At 36.9% G+C, this 17,063-nt stretch carries 18 protein-coding genes, 1 tRNA gene and 1 pseudogene; 10 read left to right on the forward strand and 10 right to left on the reverse strand.

The window, feature by feature from the left end; translation table 11 throughout:
• Both ACPWSO_RS13190 and ACPWSO_RS13195 read left to right on the forward strand, forming a co-directional pair.
• Window positions 1-479 (forward strand): glycoside hydrolase family protein (locus tag ACPWSO_RS13190; RefSeq protein WP_426084042.1); only part of this gene is annotated, 479 nt, incomplete at its 5' end.
• 227 nt (window positions 480-706) lie between these two features.
• Window positions 707-1,030 (forward strand): annotated as a pseudogene (locus ACPWSO_RS13195) (transposase); the annotation flags it as partial.
• 230 nt (window positions 1,031-1,260) lie between these two features.
• Here the strand turns inward: ACPWSO_RS13195 and ACPWSO_RS13200 are convergent.
• Window positions 1,261-1,848, reverse strand: a complete 588-nt coding sequence (locus tag ACPWSO_RS13200; RefSeq protein WP_426084043.1) for a peptidylprolyl isomerase — start codon at window positions 1,846-1,848, stop codon at window positions 1,261-1,263.
• Between the two features lie 212 nt (window positions 1,849-2,060).
• On the opposite strand from ACPWSO_RS13200, the gene ACPWSO_RS13205 reads away from it, so the two are divergent.
• Window positions 2,061-3,080, forward strand: coding sequence for an NAD(P)/FAD-dependent oxidoreductase (locus ACPWSO_RS13205; protein ID WP_426084044.1), 1,020 nt, complete (start codon window positions 2,061-2,063; stop codon window positions 3,078-3,080).
• A gap of 70 nt (window positions 3,081-3,150) precedes the next feature.
• Here the strand turns inward: ACPWSO_RS13205 and ACPWSO_RS13210 are convergent, their stop codons facing one another.
• Complete coding sequence (locus ACPWSO_RS13210) at window positions 3,151-3,393, reverse strand: DUF1450 domain-containing protein (protein WP_426084045.1); 243 nt, start codon at window positions 3,391-3,393, stop codon at window positions 3,151-3,153.
• Between the two features lie 80 nt (window positions 3,394-3,473).
• Here ACPWSO_RS13210 and ACPWSO_RS13215 point away from each other — a divergent pair, with 80 nt between their 5' ends.
• Window positions 3,474-3,980, forward strand: a complete 507-nt coding sequence (locus ACPWSO_RS13215; RefSeq protein ID WP_426084046.1) for a phosphatidylglycerophosphatase A family protein — start codon at window positions 3,474-3,476, stop codon at window positions 3,978-3,980.
• A gap of 133 nt (window positions 3,981-4,113) precedes the next feature.
• Here the strand turns inward: ACPWSO_RS13215 and ACPWSO_RS13220 are convergent, their stop codons facing one another.
• From ACPWSO_RS13220 to ACPWSO_RS13230, 3 genes are all read right to left on the reverse strand, one after another.
• Window positions 4,114-4,977 carry a hypothetical protein gene (locus tag ACPWSO_RS13220; protein ID WP_426084047.1) on the reverse strand — a complete coding sequence of 288 codons (864 nt, stop codon included), beginning with the start codon at window positions 4,975-4,977 and terminating at the stop codon, window positions 4,114-4,116.
• Window positions 4,978-5,003: 26 nt separating this feature from the next.
• Window positions 5,004-5,747, reverse strand: coding sequence for a CPBP family glutamic-type intramembrane protease (locus ACPWSO_RS13225; protein WP_426084048.1), 744 nt, complete (start codon window positions 5,745-5,747; stop codon window positions 5,004-5,006).
• Window positions 5,748-5,996: 249 nt separating this feature from the next.
• On the reverse strand, window positions 5,997-7,799 hold the full coding sequence (locus tag ACPWSO_RS13230) for a glycerophosphodiester phosphodiesterase family protein (RefSeq protein ID WP_426084049.1): 1,803 nt from the start codon (window positions 7,797-7,799) through the stop codon (window positions 5,997-5,999).
• Between the two features lie 556 nt (window positions 7,800-8,355).
• Here ACPWSO_RS13230 and ACPWSO_RS13235 point away from each other — a divergent pair.
• Complete coding sequence (locus ACPWSO_RS13235; protein WP_426084050.1) at window positions 8,356-8,547, forward strand: hypothetical protein; 192 nt, start codon at window positions 8,356-8,358, stop codon at window positions 8,545-8,547.
• A gap of 230 nt (window positions 8,548-8,777) precedes the next feature.
• Here the strand turns inward: ACPWSO_RS13235 and ACPWSO_RS13240 are convergent, their stop codons facing one another.
• The gene (locus ACPWSO_RS13240) at window positions 8,778-8,981 is read right to left on the reverse strand and encodes a hypothetical protein (protein ID WP_426084051.1); all 204 of its coding nucleotides are present in this window, start codon (window positions 8,979-8,981) and stop codon (window positions 8,778-8,780) included.
• Window positions 8,982-10,029: 1,048 nt separating this feature from the next.
• On the opposite strand from ACPWSO_RS13240, the gene ACPWSO_RS13245 reads away from it, so the two are divergent.
• The 4 genes from ACPWSO_RS13245 (at window position 10,030) to ACPWSO_RS13260 (ending at window position 13,125) form a co-directional block, all read left to right on the forward strand.
• On the forward strand, window positions 10,030-10,401 hold the full coding sequence (locus tag ACPWSO_RS13245; RefSeq protein ID WP_426084052.1) for a helix-turn-helix domain-containing protein: 372 nt from the start codon (window positions 10,030-10,032) through the stop codon (window positions 10,399-10,401).
• Window positions 10,402-10,996: 595 nt separating this feature from the next.
• Window positions 10,997-11,902 (forward strand): helix-turn-helix domain-containing protein, encoded by a 906-nt coding sequence (locus tag ACPWSO_RS13250; protein WP_426084053.1) that lies wholly within the window; start codon window positions 10,997-10,999, stop codon window positions 11,900-11,902.
• A 175-nt stretch (window positions 11,903-12,077) separates the two neighbouring features.
• Complete coding sequence (locus tag ACPWSO_RS13255) at window positions 12,078-12,254, forward strand: hypothetical protein (protein ID WP_426084054.1); 177 nt, start codon at window positions 12,078-12,080, stop codon at window positions 12,252-12,254.
• Window positions 12,255-12,906: 652 nt separating this feature from the next.
• Entirely contained in the window at window positions 12,907-13,125 is a 219-nt protein-coding gene (locus ACPWSO_RS13260) for a helix-turn-helix domain-containing protein (protein ID WP_426084055.1), read from the forward strand.
• Window positions 13,126-13,234: 109 nt separating this feature from the next.
• Here the strand turns inward: ACPWSO_RS13260 and ACPWSO_RS13265 are convergent.
• The 4 genes from ACPWSO_RS13265 to ACPWSO_RS13280 form a co-directional block, all read right to left on the reverse strand.
• Window positions 13,235-13,307, reverse strand: a tRNA-Lys gene (locus ACPWSO_RS13265).
• Window positions 13,308-13,474: 167 nt separating this feature from the next.
• Window positions 13,475-13,603, reverse strand: coding sequence for a FeoB-associated Cys-rich membrane protein (locus ACPWSO_RS13270; protein ID WP_426084056.1), 129 nt, complete (start codon window positions 13,601-13,603; stop codon window positions 13,475-13,477).
• Between the two features lie 4 nt (window positions 13,604-13,607).
• Window positions 13,608-15,761, reverse strand: a complete 2,154-nt coding sequence (gene feoB, locus ACPWSO_RS13275; RefSeq protein WP_426084057.1) for a ferrous iron transport protein B — start codon at window positions 15,759-15,761, stop codon at window positions 13,608-13,610.
• A gap of 3 nt (window positions 15,762-15,764) precedes the next feature.
• Window positions 15,765-16,232, reverse strand: coding sequence for a FeoA family protein (locus tag ACPWSO_RS13280; protein WP_426084058.1), 468 nt, complete (start codon window positions 16,230-16,232; stop codon window positions 15,765-15,767).
• 605 nt (window positions 16,233-16,837) lie between these two features.
• Here ACPWSO_RS13280 and nrdH point away from each other — a divergent pair.
• Complete coding sequence (gene nrdH / locus ACPWSO_RS13285) at window positions 16,838-17,062, forward strand: glutaredoxin-like protein NrdH (protein WP_426084059.1); 225 nt, start codon at window positions 16,838-16,840, stop codon at window positions 17,060-17,062.
• The last annotated feature ends 1 nt before the right edge of the window (window position 17,063 follow it).

Raw genomic sequence — 17,063 nt, forward strand, 5'->3', positions numbered from 1 at the left:
TTACTCGTTCGTTTAATCAAAATCAATTCGATGCGATGGTAAGTCTTGCCTATAATTGTGGTACTGGAATTTTTACAGTAGATAATTGGGATAGAAATGCTTCCGATAGTTACATTACGGAATCCTTCCCTAATTATATCAACGCAGGATCAGAATTTGAAGAAGGTTTACGGCGCCGTCGTCAAGAAGAAATTAGTCTATTTAACACACCCGTAAGTGGTAGTGAAATTACAAGAAAAGGAGAAACGACTATGCAATGTATTTATTGGAAACCACGTGCAGGAGTACCTGGACAAGAGGATGCTTATTATTTTGATGGAAGTGTATCGAAGCACTTGGGACATTTGGATCAAATTAAAATTTTAAAATCCATTTATATGGATAATAATGGAAAAGCGATGCCAGAGTATCACTTTAGTTCATCTGTACCTTGGCATATACGACTTGAACAAATTTCAGGAATCAAGCCTGTTTCATGAATGATGGGCTAAAATAACAATTGAAAAACTATTATAAAAATTGTGATAGCAGGACTGCAGATATTCTTCTGTTTTAGAAATAGCCTATAGTCTTAATATAAGGAAGTGGGACAATAGTCAGAAGAAAATCTGATTATTGTCTCACTTTTTTAATTTTAGGGTACACAAAAAGCACACAGCCTTGTATGATTAAAGTGACCAAACCCAATCAAAAGGAGCGTGCTTTTATGTTTAAAAATTATACCATCAATCAAACGATTTTACCATTAGAGTTGGAACAGTTTATTCCCGAAACAGATGTCGCTTTTGCGGTTAATGCCTTAGTCGAAGCCATGCCGCAAACACTCTTTAATAAATTAGAAGAACAATTAGGCCGACCGGCCTACCACCCGAAGATGCTATTAAAAATTATTCTGTATGCGTATACTCAGCGTGTCTTTTCTGGTCGGAAAATGGAATTTCTGTTGGATGACAGCTATCGTATGCGCTGGTTAGCGAACCACGAACAAGTCAGCTATCGCACCATTAATCGATTCAGAAGTCAGGAGACATTGGACATCTAAAGGCTCATTTGGCGTTCCATCGTTTCCATTTACGTGGAAAACAAGGAGCGAAGATTGATGTTGGTTTAGCTCTCATGGCACTAAATCTAAGAAAATTAGGAAAATATATGGAGAGAAAGAGAAGGGAAGAAGAAAAAACAAGCCCGATTTTGACATTCATCATCAAAATCGAGCTTGTTTTCTTTTTGAGAGTGGATTATGTCCCACTCCCTTTATCTTTAGTCGGTGATTTCTACCGTATCAATTACAACATCAAATGTCGGACGGTCCTGCGCATCACGTTGGACACCAGCAATCTCATCCACTATATCCAAGCCTTCAGTTACATGACCAAATACAGTATGGCGGAAATCAAGCCATGGTGTTCCACCGTTTTTATAGGCTTCGATGATTTCTTTTGGAAAACCAGCGCCTTCCAGCTGCTCCAACATATTTGCCGGCATTTCAACCTTGTTTACAATAAAGAACTGACTACCGTTAGTATTTGGTCCAGCATTAGCCATGGATAAAGCACCACGTAAATTAAAGACTTCTTTTGAAAATTCATCTTCAAATTTTTCGCCGTAAATACTTTCACCGCCCATTCCTGTTCCAGTTGGGTCGCCGCCTTGGATCATGAAGTCTGGAATTACTCGATGAAAAATCACACCATCATAATAGCCTTTTTTTGCTAACTCGACAAAGTTTTTTACTGTTTTAGGTGCTTGTTCCGGGAAAAGCTGAATAGTAATATCTCCTCTATTCGTCTTTACTACCGCTTTTGGTCCTGATACATTTTCTAAATTCAACTGTGGAAATTCACTCACAAGTAGTTCCTCCTTAAAAATGATTATTGTTTTATCATACCTAATCTCAGCAAAAATTACCATTTTCTTTTCTTAGAATCTTTAAAACTTTTTCTTATTCACAAACTATTACTTGCTTTTTTCCTGTACAAATGCTATTTTGTGAAAAATGATTGAAACGTAACTTGTTTATTTTATCCGATAATTTGTTCGATGAATTTGGAGGAAATGTAATGACCCATACAACTGAGATTTATGACTTAACAATTATAGGCGGCGGTCCTGTCGGACTTTTTGCTGCTTTTTATGCCGGTATGAGACAAGCTAAAACAAAACTGATTGACAGTTTACCTCAATTAGGAGGACAATTAACAACTTTGTATCCTGAAAAATACATTTATGATGTACCCGGATACCCAGCAGTAAAAGCAGCCGATTTGGTCGCTAACCTGGAAAAACAGTTGGAAACATTTGACCATGATATTTTTTTAGAGGAAGAGGTCACAAACCTCACTCAAAAAGAAGGACACCTTGAAATTGAAACCAATAAAGGCACCCACTACTCCAAAGCGGTTATCTTAGCTATCGGAAATGGTTCCTTCCAGCCCCGGCGTCTGACTATTGATGGGGCAGATACTTTTGAAGATCAAAGCATCCATTATTTCGTAAAGGATTTAAGTACTTTTTCCGGTAAAAAAGTTGCAATTGCCGGCGGTGGTGATTCTGCAATTGACTGGGCTTTAATGCTGGAGCCTGTTGCTGAAGAAGTTTCAATTATTCATCGCAGGCCAGAATTCCGCGGGCATGAACATAGTGTGGAGAAACTAAAAAGCTCTAGCGTTCAAATTCTCACCCCTTATATCATTGACGAGCTGCTGCTTGAGGCTGGTTCATTTTACGGTATTCAGCTAAAACATGCGAAGGAGAAGCAGGTGCGTAGGCTTTCAGTGGATTCTTTAATTGTCAATTATGGATTTACTTCTTCTTTAGATCACTTAAAAGACTGGGGATTGGATATATCCCGTCATTCAATTAATGTTGAGTCTGATATGTCCACAAACATTCCCGGAGTTTACGCGGTTGGGGATATTTCTACTTATAAGGGAAAAGTAAAATTGATTGCCACTGGTTTTGGCGAAGCACCGACTGCGGTTAACAACGCACTGCATTTCATCCAGCCGGACGCACGGACTCAACCGATGCATAGTACCAGTCTATTTGAGAAAATTAATCCTGAAGTTTTTTCAGGCTAATCCTACAAAAATAAACAGATGAAGATCCTTTTAGCAGGTATCTTTATCTGTTTATTTTTATTTAGCTTTATTACATCATCTCATTCTGCCATTGATAAATAGCCTCTTTCACTTTCTCTAACAGCTCTTCCGGTGTTTGTCCGCTAATTCTTTCTCCCTCAAATAATACATAAAAGCTTTGCGCGCATAGTACACACTCATTTATGCAGGAATAAGTGATGAGGTCGCTATTTTCATTTATAAAAGGATTCTCCAGCAGCAGTGATCCGCCTTTTGCCAAGTTTTGTTCACAGCACTCAATTAATGGATTCATTGTTCTTCCCTTGCTTTTTAGGATATATTTAGTATACCATTGTTGTATTATAGTAAAAAAATCACGTTGGAGGAAATAATATGGTTATTCAGGGGAAAACATTAGAAGAAACAGCTCGTGCATTATTAAAGCAGAGAGGTGTGGAAATAGAAGATATTGCTGATTTAGTTATGTTTTTGCAAAAAGACTATGTAGACAAGCTGGATATAGAAACCTGTATTGAACATGTCGAAGCAGTTTTATCGAAACGAGAAGTGCACAACACCATTATCACCGGGATTCAGTTGGATATACTTGCAGAAGAGAAAAAACTACTCCAGCCCCTTCAGCAGATTTTGTCTGATGATGAAGGACTTTATGGAATTGACGAAATTTTGGCTTTATCTATTGTAAATGTTTATGGTTCAATCGGCTTTACCAACTACGGTTATATCGATAAAGTGAAGCCTGGTATTCTGGCTAAGTTGAATTCTCATGACGGCGTTTCTGTTCATACATTTCTTGATGATATTGTAGGCGCTATAGCCGCTTCAGCTGCCAGTCGTCTAGCTCATTCTCAGCCAGATAAAAGCAGAATTACGCAATAGTAAGTAAAAGAAGTATAGCGAAGCCCCCCTATTTGACTGGCAAGCTGGATAGGGGGGCTTTTAAGACCCTGTTTATTTGCTTTTCAAGAACTGGAAAATAGCCAGTTTGACTAGTCTTCCATTCCTTTTTTCATCAACGAGCTGAAACCGCCATTTGTATAGCGCGTAATGCGTTAAAGTGATATATTTTATAGACAACGTTTTGCTTTTGCCAAATGACACTGTTGGTCTGATAGTCGCCGTTTTCACCAACCTCTAAACTGATTTTCCCATCAGTATCTGGTGCTGGCAAAGCATTCTTTTCCAAATAGTTAACAACTTCTTTCGCTAAAGAAACAGGATCTTCCCCTTCAATATTTGAAGCTTTTACAGTAAGATTCCAATTCCCCTCTGCCCATGTCAAGTAGCTGGATCCAGCTGCTCCCTGCATATATCCCGTCAAACCAAAGCCAAGATCGACTGGATTTCCACCTGAATCACTAAGCTTATCAACCGCGGCTTTTGCTTCTTCGTTCGTACCAAACGTTATTTTTTCAAAAGAAGCAATCGGCTTAAGCTCGTTTAATTCCTTGCTGTTCAGTCCAATCGGATGATTTTCAGCATAGTATAAAATTCGGTAGTTTGCTTGGTCTTCCGATGGCGTTGTGGCTGCACTGACATAGTTTGGTGTACTCGCTGTTAAAATCTCTGAAGGCAGTGCATCAGCTGGAAACAGCTTAGTCAGACTATTTAATATACTGTTCGCCTGGTCCTCCGGAGTAGCTTCATTTGCCTGTGCGGATGTTTCACTCGTTTGAGAACTCCCCTCTATAGTACTCCCTGATTTTGCTGTTGATTGCTTTGTTTCTGATTCAGACGACTCTTTACTACTTGTTAAACTAGTCTCACTACTGCTTTTGTCGGTTGAATCCTTTGATTTATCATTGGAATTGCTGCATCCAACAATTAGCGCAGTCAAAAACACTAAACTGCCTATTAGTAAATAATTCTTTTTCATGACTTTTCCTCCTAAACTAAAACGTATTAACTCAAGAATGCCGCTGTAAAGATGAGCATATCATATAAATAATGAACAAAATAAGAAATCCAAATATTCTTCGTTTGGATATAAGGCAATGTCAACACCATACGGCTGCCGCCTATGAGAAACACACATTGAATAATATTCCAATCATACGTGGGCAGATGAAGCAATCCAAAGACTACGGATGAAACAATCCAAGCGATAATTACTGCTGTTTTCCTCCTTAACTGCCAACGAGCAACCATTAAATGAAGGACTGCTAAAAAAGGGATGATTGCTAGAAATTCTTCACCGAACAACTGAAAAATTTCCTGGAATCTTAGAAGTAAATATTCCATTAGAGCTGCTTTACCTTCTGAATTTGTGGCTGCTGGATTATCGGCCAAAGTGCCACTCAGCAGTTCAATAATACCTCCAAGTAAAGAAGCAAAAAGAATCGCCCCCAGCACATAACCTATGACCAGCAGGATTTCTTTTGGATAAATTCTCCTAAATAGCTTTTTCCAGTCTTTACCAACTGCTAAAAATAACCCCAAGAAACCAGATAGAACTAAAACGATTCCACTAAAAAGCTCATTTTCATAGATAGAAAGGCTTGGTATATAAACCACTGTTAAAGACAAAAATCCTAAAAAAGGAAATAGCAGCATAACTAACCATTGCCAACCTGCAACGCTATACGGAAGATTCCTGTAAAAAGGGAAGTCATCATCTTTTTTTTCAAACCAAAAATACTCTTTCATGGTGTTCCCTCCATTGTTTTTTCTATAATAAATTCTATAAAAATTTTTTTATCCTGCAAAATGACATTTTATAGAAAAAATAGTCCTTTCGCTCACTTTTTAATAGAGTTTATCTTTAATTGAAGGATAGCACACATCTTTTTTTTAGAAAAAAGAAAGGCATTTGTTTGGACACAGCTACAAAAAGTTCTGACATGCAATAGCTGCTCCCGCATATCAGAACTTCATCAGTAATTTTTAAATAATTGATTAATCAAAATCTGTCGTTAAATTATCAATCCCTAAAGCCTCCATCTGTGGAAATTTATCCCGCGGTACGCCCCAAAGGTTAACAGATAGACCTTTTTGCTGTGCTTTTGCGATTAAATCTGCTGTTGAAACTGCAGGATTATATTTGATATCTAGTCCAGCATTCACACCTAGAGCAGCTGCTTCTTCAATCATTTTTACATTCAGATTTTCACTTAACAGTTGAACCTGTAGTTGTGGAAGTCTGCTCTTCATTTCTTTTAGATTTTCATAATTGAAAGAAATGACAACACCTCTTTCAGAGAAGCCGTATTGATCAATTAATTGCGTAAGGTGATCATAGTCTGCTGCTGCTACTTTCTCTGTCTTAATTTCTATAAATGGAATGCCTTGCTTGCTGCCCATGATGCTGAGAAACTCTTCCAAAGTGGGAACCACTAGCTGTTCCTGACTATAAGTAGAAACATTCGAGCCGGATATTATTCTGTAGCTTCGGATTTGTTCCAAGGTTAAATCACTGATATTTCCTTTACCATTAGTCATTCGATCAATTGTACCATCGTGCATTACAACCCACTTCTTATCCTTGGTCAAACGTATGTCTGTTTCCACGCCCCACGTATCTGCTTGCTCAAAAGATGGAATTGAATTTTCCGGGGCTGCTTGATGATTTCCCCGATGAGCTACATAACGAATATCTTCCATCATCTCATTTACCTGAAGTCCATCAGCTGGGATATAGCCGGAATCCGTTCTATAAATTTTCTGTTCAGAATTGTAAACAATTCCTTTGATATACGCCATACTATTCGAAGAAACTTTTTTTATTTCATTTGTCAACTGTCTGTCCTTGAACAATGCAGTATCCCCCTGAACACGGATTCTGACAGGATAATTCATATTAATCTCGGCAGTTCCAGCTGCTGCATGAGCCTGTAAACCATTTGCGCTTGTCAGATAGGCTTCTGCTGTATACACGCCATTGCTAAAGTCAAAATCTTCGTAGTCCATCCGAACCTGATAGGTTTCATCATCCTGCCGTTTTCCCTCATACCATCTCAGGTCACTTTGGTCTTCCTTTGACCAGACAGAAACCTTGATTTCTGCCACAGGAGCTTTACTATCAACTGTGACTCTTACATCGAATTGACCTTTGTCTGTACGTGTTGGATCAAGTTCCGCCGTGATGCTGGGTTTATCCACCTTAAACTTCCCTAACTCTGTTTGCTCAATGCGTCCGCTCTTTTTGTTCACAATAATATCTGCATAGTAGCTTCCAGCTTCTTGATGATTCTCAACTAAAATATCACTTTGCCATTTTTTTGTCTCAGCATCATAAACTGCATCATAGAGCTGCAAATCATTCTGACCATTCTGTTCACCCCAGACAGGGAATTGCACCGAATCAATTTGACGCAAACTGGAAAGCTCTGCCGTTATCCGATAGACCGTTTGACCATTACCTATATCTACTAACTGGAAAACAGGCTTTGAGTTAGGATAGCTTATTCCTATTCCATTTGTTTTCTCTTTCAATAAAGTTTCCAGATACTCCTCTTGATAATTAGGATTTACACTAATTCCTTCATCATCGCCCGCAGATTCAGAGATAAGCATCGGAATCTGGATAATCTCTTCTTTCGAAAGCCGATATCCTTCATGACTAGGCCAAGCTGCCTCCTCTTGATAATCCAAATTATTAAACAACAAATACCCAAAAAGTATTCCACCCAACAAGAACAATCCGCAGCTAATTAAAAGCTCGTACCATTCACTATGTCTTTTTTCTTTCTTGTGCTTCATAAAAAACCTCTCATAAGTATGTCAAATTCTATCATTAAAACCTATTTGATTTATATTCTTCACCAGATACTTTCTACCAGCTAATCTCAATTAATTTAGTTTCTCTTACTCATATCTTTTCTATTATACATGAGAACTTTATAGAACCCAACTTACTAAGGATAACTTTTACACTTTCATTTTCCTTACAATTATTCAAGCGAACATACATTGTTACAGACCTAAAGCTTTAAATCGTTTATATTCCTCAATACACTGAGGCAACTCTTCCGATAAAAAAACAGACTTAAAAACTCAAGCCTGCTTTCTTTCTATTTTGATAACATACGTATTACTTCTTCTATTGCGGCAGCAATATGATCCAGGTGCTTTTCTTCTCTTATCTTTTTAATCTCTTCAATGTGGTCTATTCGTTTTATCCTTTCAAACAAAAGCAAACGGGGGTTGAGACAGAAACGATTAGCTTCAAGCACCAATTAGATACTTTTCAGCATCTGTTCTACTTACGCAGTGAGCAGTCACAGTGATTTAAAGCAATAAGTCGGAAATTATGAAAATGACAGGAAACACGAAGGTAAACCATTCGATGTTGACCGATTCCTATCTGGTGCGCCAAAAACGTTTACTAAATTTCGGCTTATTGTCGAAAAAGCTGCTTCTGCGGTTACTCGTTGCAATTCAGTGCCCATATGTGTTACTGTCTCACCATTTATGCGGATTTAAGCGTACGAAAAGTCTGGGAATTTAGTTATGTTCCATCCGTCTGTCATTTTCTACGTAATGCCTTCCTAGCCAAACATTATTTTAATTATCAATGTTAGGTTGACTGTTGCATAATCTTATTTCCACAAGTTGCAGCTAGGAAAAAGCTTATTAGACGATTAATAACTATTTCAGCGAGTTCCTTAAGCTGCTCATCTGAAAACTCAACTACTTTTTTACTGTCAAATTTATACCCCCTTTCGATGACTCTTCATCTTACTTTCCTTCTATGTTTTTTAATTCCAGATTGGAAACCTCTTTTTTTACAAAATCCAAATATTCTCTAATAACCTCTATTGTCTCCAGTGGGCTAAGATATGACGAATAGTAAATGCTGCTAATACTATCTAGCACTTCTTTATAATCATGTTCTTCAATTGCGAAGCATAAAGCCATTTGTTGTTTCTTAGAAAGTTCCATTCTCCAATCCCCCTACATACCATTGTCAAATATCTTGATGAATTTTTATCGTTCACCTTATTCTGGCTAGACCTAGATATTTTCTTTCGCTTTCCTCGTCTGTCTCTAACAGTCTTCTCTGTTATACCTGTGTGGAGAATAATATCTCCTTCAGCATATCCACCACACCTTATTATTTTTTCTCTAATGAATAACAGCTTTCCCTATCTCCCTCACCAATTACTTCTGTTACATCAGAATGTTAATGCAGTATACGAGGGTGATAAATGTTGATACTACAGCGTTTCATTCGTTGTGACCAGCCTCTGGGAGTGTTATAATCTAAGTACGAATTCAGATTAGCAACTCTCGCTGGGTTGCTACGAAAACCTTGTTTTCGGACAAGTTTTTTTGTTTGATTGCATTTCTCATTCCTTTCAAACAACCTTCTCTAGATTCTGCTACTTCCTTCTCTAGATACTCGATTCTTTTCCAAATCCAATGATGTCCTTTCCTGTGTTCAAACCACAAAGGTGATTCTCATCGATTTTGAATGTAGGATTTCCATAATCAAATTTCACAAGAAAACGAAGAGTAACTAACGGCTTTAAAATTGTGCCCTGTTTTTCTTCAAAATATTTACGTGAGGTTGCAACAAAAATGTTTAGCTCTGAAAACCAAGTAGGTATTGTTTAACATCAGCTCGTCCCTCACTTGTTTCACAACAATAAGAAGGATCAGCGGATTGTTAATAATGCAACATCACTTTTTCCTCCTATGCTGCTTATTTATTGAACATTTCTTTTATCAAAGCATCTTTTCCTTTATATTTTTGCTTCTAGCCCGTCCAACTATATAGCCCATAATGAACTGCTAAACTTCCACATCCATAGAAGTAAACTTTTTGTGCTGTTTGTTTCATTTGCTCAATTGTTGCTTTTGTCATGTTCTTCACCTCCAGACTCATATCGCCTTTGACAACATATTAATCGACTTAGAAAACTTTGTCAATACAAAAGTTGACTAAGTTTACTTTTTCTGTTTAAATATTTACTAAGGAGATGATGAAATGCTAAATAGACTAATTGAGTTACGTAAATCTTTGCGATTGAACCAAGAAGATTTTGGTACAAGGCTAGGAGTAACTAAGTCAACTGTTTCAAACTGGGAGAAAGGGAAGCGGATTATCCCAGAATCCACACGTCGTTTGATGATAAAGGAGTTCAATGTAGACCCCCTATGGCTGGATACTGGAAAAGGAAATATGTTTTCTGAATCAGAAGATGCAATAATGAGGCTGTTTGATGAGGTTAACTTTGGGGATAATGAATTCCATAGAAATCTATTCCGAGCTTTTTCAAAATTTGATAAATCCGAATGGGATGCGCTTGAAAGTATGATTGACAAGATAAATGCAGAAACAAAAAAACAGACTGATTAATCAGCCTGTTTATAGTAATAACTAGTAATAGTATAGATTTTTTTTATTAAATGTATATCTTTTATCTGATAAAGCATTTTTATAATATATTCAACATATTCTTTCTCAGACATTGAGTTACTTTCATTACTCAGTTTCATGATAACAACCCCTTATAATTTATGATTAAGGGCTTAGTTAAATAACAGGATTTTTTATTTAAATTAATATTCAGTGTTTTGCTCCATAGATATCTGACATACTTTAAACGTAGGTTTCTACAAAGCGGGAGCAGCACTAGCTATGTGCTTTTACATGATGGTCAATCTGTGAATGTGCTCCTGTTTTTTCGTGTCTACGGACTTACTCCGATGATGCATGGTACCCTGCTGATTAAAACCATAATTGCATCCATCTAAAAACCTCCTTTTTATATTGCTATATTCGGATTGTAGCAAATCATTAAAGGAAAATAAATAGAGGATGAGTGTTTATAACAAATTAGAATAAAATAACATACATATTATTAACAATACTCCCATTTTTATGATTATTCGCCATTTTCCTGATAAATTTATTCTTGTAAGTTATATTTTTATAAAAAAGGGGGATTTTTTTGAAAGTTGGAGAAGCCTTAAGTTTCTTTAGAAAGAACATGAACTTGACACAAAAAAGTGTCCGACCTGATTATATGAAACAACCCACTCTTTCAAAAATAGAAAACGGCAAGCAAACAGTGCCTTTTGAAGAGATAAGAGATATTTTAAAGAAGGCAGGAATTGGCCAAGAAGAATTTTTTTCTGTTGTTGAGCTTGACGAAGAACAGAATAAATTTCGGTTGCTATTTTATAATTGTTCAGTTAATTCAAGTGATTTGCAGTCAAAAGAAAAGTTACTTTCCATATATTATGATTTAAATAATCGGAGCAATCTTAACATACAGGAATACTCAAATCTTGTATCAATAAAGATTCATTTGGGCCATCGCTTTAAAGAAGTTACTCCTCTATCAAAAAAAGATATGCACAAAATATACCATTACCTATCAAATAAAAGTTTTTTTACTCATTTTGACTATGTTTTACTAAGCGATACCATTTTCATTTTTGACGATACACAGATTGACCTCCTTTCAAAAGCGGCATATCCAATTAAATATTGTCATTTAAGAAATCAGAAAACTAGATTGTTTGTTCTTAATGGAGTAACTAATATAATCACAAAGTATTTATTTGAGAGAAATTATTTGTTGGCTGAGAGGTATATTGACCTAGCGAAATCTATGGATTCTGGTGTAAAGGATTACCACTATCATCTAAACATTGGATATTTACATAATATGTATTTGTACTTAACCACAAAAGAGTATCACTACCAAAAAGTCGCTAGAACATTTGTTGAAACTCTGCAAAATATGGGAGAAACATTATGGGCTGAACAGATGGAAAGTGAAATAAATCGTTTACTAAATCCCGAAATCAATGAATATCAGACTAACATGATAGATACAACAGATTTTTAAACAAAAAATACGCATTCCCGACCAGCCAAAACTATTGAAGAGCAAAAAGAACAGTCTCTAGAAGATCTTTATTTTACAAAAAACGAGTTATTGAAATTTCTAAAGCATGTTGAATTTCATACAGGTATACTACTTGACTACTCCAAAAACAAAAAAGTCTAACAGAGTTATTTTAGTGGATAAGGTTGTTTTAGAACAATTAAGTGTTATGCAATTTGAGCAAGAAGAGATTAAAAAAATCTTTCCTGCTTATCATGATAAAAATTTTGTTTTTACCAAGCTAGAAGGGAACTTCTGCGGTTATCCGGAATCAAGAAGAGCAATAGGTTTCTGTCTAAAAAGATACCTGTAAAAATTAGTTAATAGTAACCCCCTTACGCTTCACAAGTTTAGCCACACCGCGTAAGCTTACTCCTAGATGCTGGTATTGATTTACAAGCGATACAAGAACGAATCGGACACGAAGATTCTAAAACAATGAGAAAGGTGTATCTTCATATTACAAAAGAAGTAAATAAACAAGCGGTACAACGATTTGCACAATTAATGAACACGGAATCAAAATAGCATAAAAAGAACAATGATACCCAGCATGATATCATTGTTCTTTTTTCATGCCTTTTTCCGATTCTTCAACTCTTCAATCTGTCCTTCAGTCCTTTGTATCGAATTGCCAAACTCAAAATGGAACGCATGAAATAATTGAGAGCACGCATGATATTCTTTTACTATCTTCTTTTTATTGACTGGATTACTTTTCTCACTAAAAAATCATCTAAAATTTTAAGAGGTTAATCCCAAGAACTCAATCGCTCTAACAAATCACTAATTTCATGAATACCTTGATAACTAATTTCTTTTATCGGTTGTTTATTTCTAGTGATACCCGTTTTTATACTATCCATCAGCATTCTACTTATTTTTACTAATGGTGACCACCTGTATTCTCATTTCACTATCCGATGTCTCTATAGACAACAATAAAAAAGAAAGATGGGATACTTATGGATAGAAAAGTAAAAATATGTTTGAAAGAACTTTTTAAGGAAAGAGGAATATCTCTTAGAGAATTAGCTCGTTTATCAGATATTGAACCATCAATCATTAACAAGTTAGCAAATGGAAAAAGAGAGAAAATCTATCTACCTCATATCGAAAGAATTGCAGATGCTTTGGATATTGATGACATTTCTAAAATTATCAAACTCGTTAAAGACGAATAAATAGATTGAGGTCAAAATGTGGTCAAAACAAAAAAAGAGAATGCGTACTCCATCTTCTAAACGTCCGAAGACGCCGACAGAATACCATTCTCGTGGGTTTGGCACCCAATGGGCCGTGAGGGGCTCGAACCCGCGACCCGCTGATTAAGAGTCAGCTGCTCTACCAACTGAGCTAACGGCCCAAACAATACTTAACTATTGTAGCACCACAGTCTCACTTATTCAAGTGAAATCTCTATTAAAATTTGAAAGATTCTACTCACTATTTTTCTCTGTTTAAAATTGCGTGAAACAATCAACCCCTTCTCTGTCAGCAGCCAGTTTTACACTGACAGAGAATCCTTCTATCTCATTCCTGTTCTTTCTTCACTGGACAAGTTGTATGACAGTCTGTACAGTCCTGTCCCTTTTTCATTCGACTATAGACGATATAGCCGGCGCTGCCGAAAATGATAACAGCTAAAACAATCGTTGCCATATTCCTACCCCTTTTCCGTGATTGGAAGAACGCCTACTGGTGTCTTTCCTAAATTCTTTGGCTTTCTAATTAATAAATAAATACCTGTGAAAATCAAGATAATAGCGAGCAATGTGCCAAATCCCAAAGTACCGTTTTCAAAAATCACATGACCAATTTGGTAAATGATAAAGCTAACGACGTAAGCCAATCCGCATTGATAGCCGATTGCCCCTGCCAGCCATTTCAAATCTGGCAATTCCCGGCGAATAGCTCCAATCGCAGCAAAGCAGGGCGCACATAACAAATTGAATGTAAGGAAAGAATACGCAGCTACTGGTGTAAAAGCACTTTGCAGCGCCTGCCAATACTCCTGACCGTTCTCAGATACTTCTTCTACATGTCCAAATAAAATCCCAAAAGTTCCAATCACATTTTCCTTCGCTACTAATCCAGTGATTGTCGCAACCGCCCCTTGCCAGTTACCCCAGCCTAATGGCGCAAAAATTGGTGCAATTAGACGACCGGCTGCTGCTAGAATACTTTGGTCGCCTTCGGCTTCCTGAAGAGTGAAGGTATAGGTGGAGGTAAACCAAATAATGATACTAGAGACAAAAATAATGGTTCCCGCTTTCTTAGCAAATGCTTTACTTCTATCATATGAATAGCGGATAACATTTTTCAGCTGGGGTAAATGGTAGGCCGGCAGCTCCATAATAAAGGGAGCTGGATCACCAGCAAAGATTTTGGTTTTCTTTAAGCCAATCCCCGAAAGAATAATTGCTCCAATACCTAAAAAGTAAGCTGACGGAGATACCCAGCTGCTGTTTGGAAAAAATGCGCCGGCAATCAGTGCAATGATTGGCAGCTTAGCTGAGCAGGGCATAAAGGTTGTGACCATGATGGTCATATGACGGTCTTTTTCATTTTCAATGGTCCGGCTAGCCATCACACCCGGGACGCCGCAGCCAGTAGCAATCAGCATGGGAATAAACGATTTTCCTGATAAGCCAAATTTTCTGAACATTCGATCCATCACAAAAGCAATTCTTGCCATATAACCACAATCCTCAAGAAAGCCCAGGCATAAGAACAGCACAGCTAATTGAGGTAAAAACCCTAAGACTGCTCCCACACCAGCAAGGATTCCATCCAATATCAGACTCTGCATCCAGCCAGCAACCTGCCAGTTATCCAGCCACGACTGAACAGTATTAGGAATAATCGAACCGAAAAGCTCTTCATTGACCCAGTCAGTACCTAGAGTACCTATGGTCTGAATTGCCAGATAGTAGACAAGCCACATAACTAGTGCAAATATTGGCAGGGCTAACCAGCGGTTAGTCACAATTTGATCAATTTTATCGCTTAATTTTAGTTTCAGTTCATCTTCCTCAATTGCACACAAAGCAGTAAGACGAGCAATGAAATCATACCGTTCATTAATCACAATCGTCTCACTATCATCATTAAAGATTTTTTCTGTTATTTTAATAATTTCTTCAATTTCTTTCTGCTGCTCACTATTTAGCCGCAGTGTTTTTTGTATCTGAGGATCTCTTTCAAAAAGTTTCACACTATAAAAGCGCGCCTGTTTTTTCGAAACCGTCGTACCTAAAACACCAGTGATTTCATTTAATGCAGCCTCTAGGCGTTTATCATATTGAGGATAATTTATTTCCTCAGCTGATTCAACTTGCTGCAGTGTTTTTTCCACAGCCTCATCCAAATTTCTTTTTTTGACCGCACTGATTCCAACGACTTTGGTTCCTAAACTGTACGCCAGCTTCTGAAAATTGATTTGTTTTCCACTTTTTTCAACAATATCCATCATATTTAGACAGACAACCACAGGAATACCTGTTTCGATTAGTTGTGTCGTCAGATATAGATTTCGTTCGAGATTCGTTGCATCTACTATATTAAGGATGGCTTCCGGTTGTTGTTCCAGCAGAAAATCTCTGGCAATTACTTCCTCCGGTGTATAAGGTGAGAGCGAGTAAATACCCGGCAAATCCTGAATCAGCACATTCTTCTTCTGTTTCCATTTTCCTTCTTTGCGCTCTACAGTCACTCCCGGCCAGTTTCCAACATATTGATTGGCACCCGTTAGTCCGTTGAAGGCTGTCGTTTTTCCACTATTCGGATTCCCTGTTAATGCAATTTGGCACTCGTTCATTTCTTACCCCACTCTCTTTATTAAAACCAGCTCTGCTTCATTTTTTCTAAGCGTCAGTTCATACCCTCTAAGATTGATTTCAATCGGATCTCCTAAAGGAGCTCTCTTTCTAACCAGTAATTCGACATTTCTAGTTATCCCCATGTCCATCAACCGCCTGCGAACTGCCCCCTGACCATGAACACTAATAACGGTTGCCGTCTCTCCAACCTCTAGCTGATCCAAAGACAACCAGCTCTCTTCTTCCAGAATTTCTTCATCTATTATAATTTGTTCTAATACTGATTTACTCAAGGCAATCCGACTGTTATGAAGGAGGATAATGCCATTTCCATTAGAATAGCTAACCAGTGCAATCTTACCGCCTACAATCAATCCCAGGTTATTTAAGTGTTTTTTTGTTTCGTCAGAGACAGTGAGTTCTTTTACTATATATACCGTATTGATTTCAGCATCTACTAAAGTCAGCATCTAAGTTCCTCCTTTTTTTGTGAAAAAGTTTCAATTCCAGCTTCATTGGGATTGATAATCATTATCAATAAGAATACTCCTTCTATATATAGTTGTCAATATTACACCACTTAAAACCCTCAGAATATTAACGATAACCTGCCAATTTTATATCTTTAAAAAATGAATTTTAGTAGATTAACGTGCGTTTCCTTTTGCCTGCCTATTTACTATAGGAGCTCATTTAACGAAGCTGAAATAACAGACTTATAAGATTAGAGGTTCGTGCATTGAATATTTTTATAAAGTTTATACACAAAAAGTAACTTTTTAGCTAATCCTATTTTTCGTCTAAAAAATAGTGTCTCTAAAAAAACTGACCACTATATCTTGTATTTTAGACAGCAAATTTTTTTCAAAAATTTTTTATTTTCGTCAATTTATAAAGATAAAAAACCTCTTTTTCTCGGGAAAACTCTCATAGCGACTGGTTTTCATAAATCTTAAAAAAACACAAAACATAGTATCTAACAAAAAAACGACCACAATATGTAGTGCCTAAGTGTTGACTTTTTCCTAAAGAGATTTATACTAGTGAATGTAGATTAATCAAGGGGGCAAAAAAAATGAACGTAAAAATCTTTTCTAAAAATAATTGTATCCAATGCAACATGGCAAAACGCTTTTTAAATGAAAATAACATTACTTTTGAGGAAGTAAATATCGATAATCAGCCTGAGATGATTGACTGGTTAAAGGAACAAGGATATCAAAGCGTTCCAGTGATTACTTCTGATGCCACTACAGTTGTCGGGTTCCGTCCTGATCAATTGAAGCAATTGGCAAATTAAT

The sequence above is a fragment of the Enterococcus sp. LJL51 genome (assembly GCF_049894025.1).
Classification (GTDB): Bacteria; Bacillota; Bacilli; order Lactobacillales; family Enterococcaceae; genus Enterococcus_L.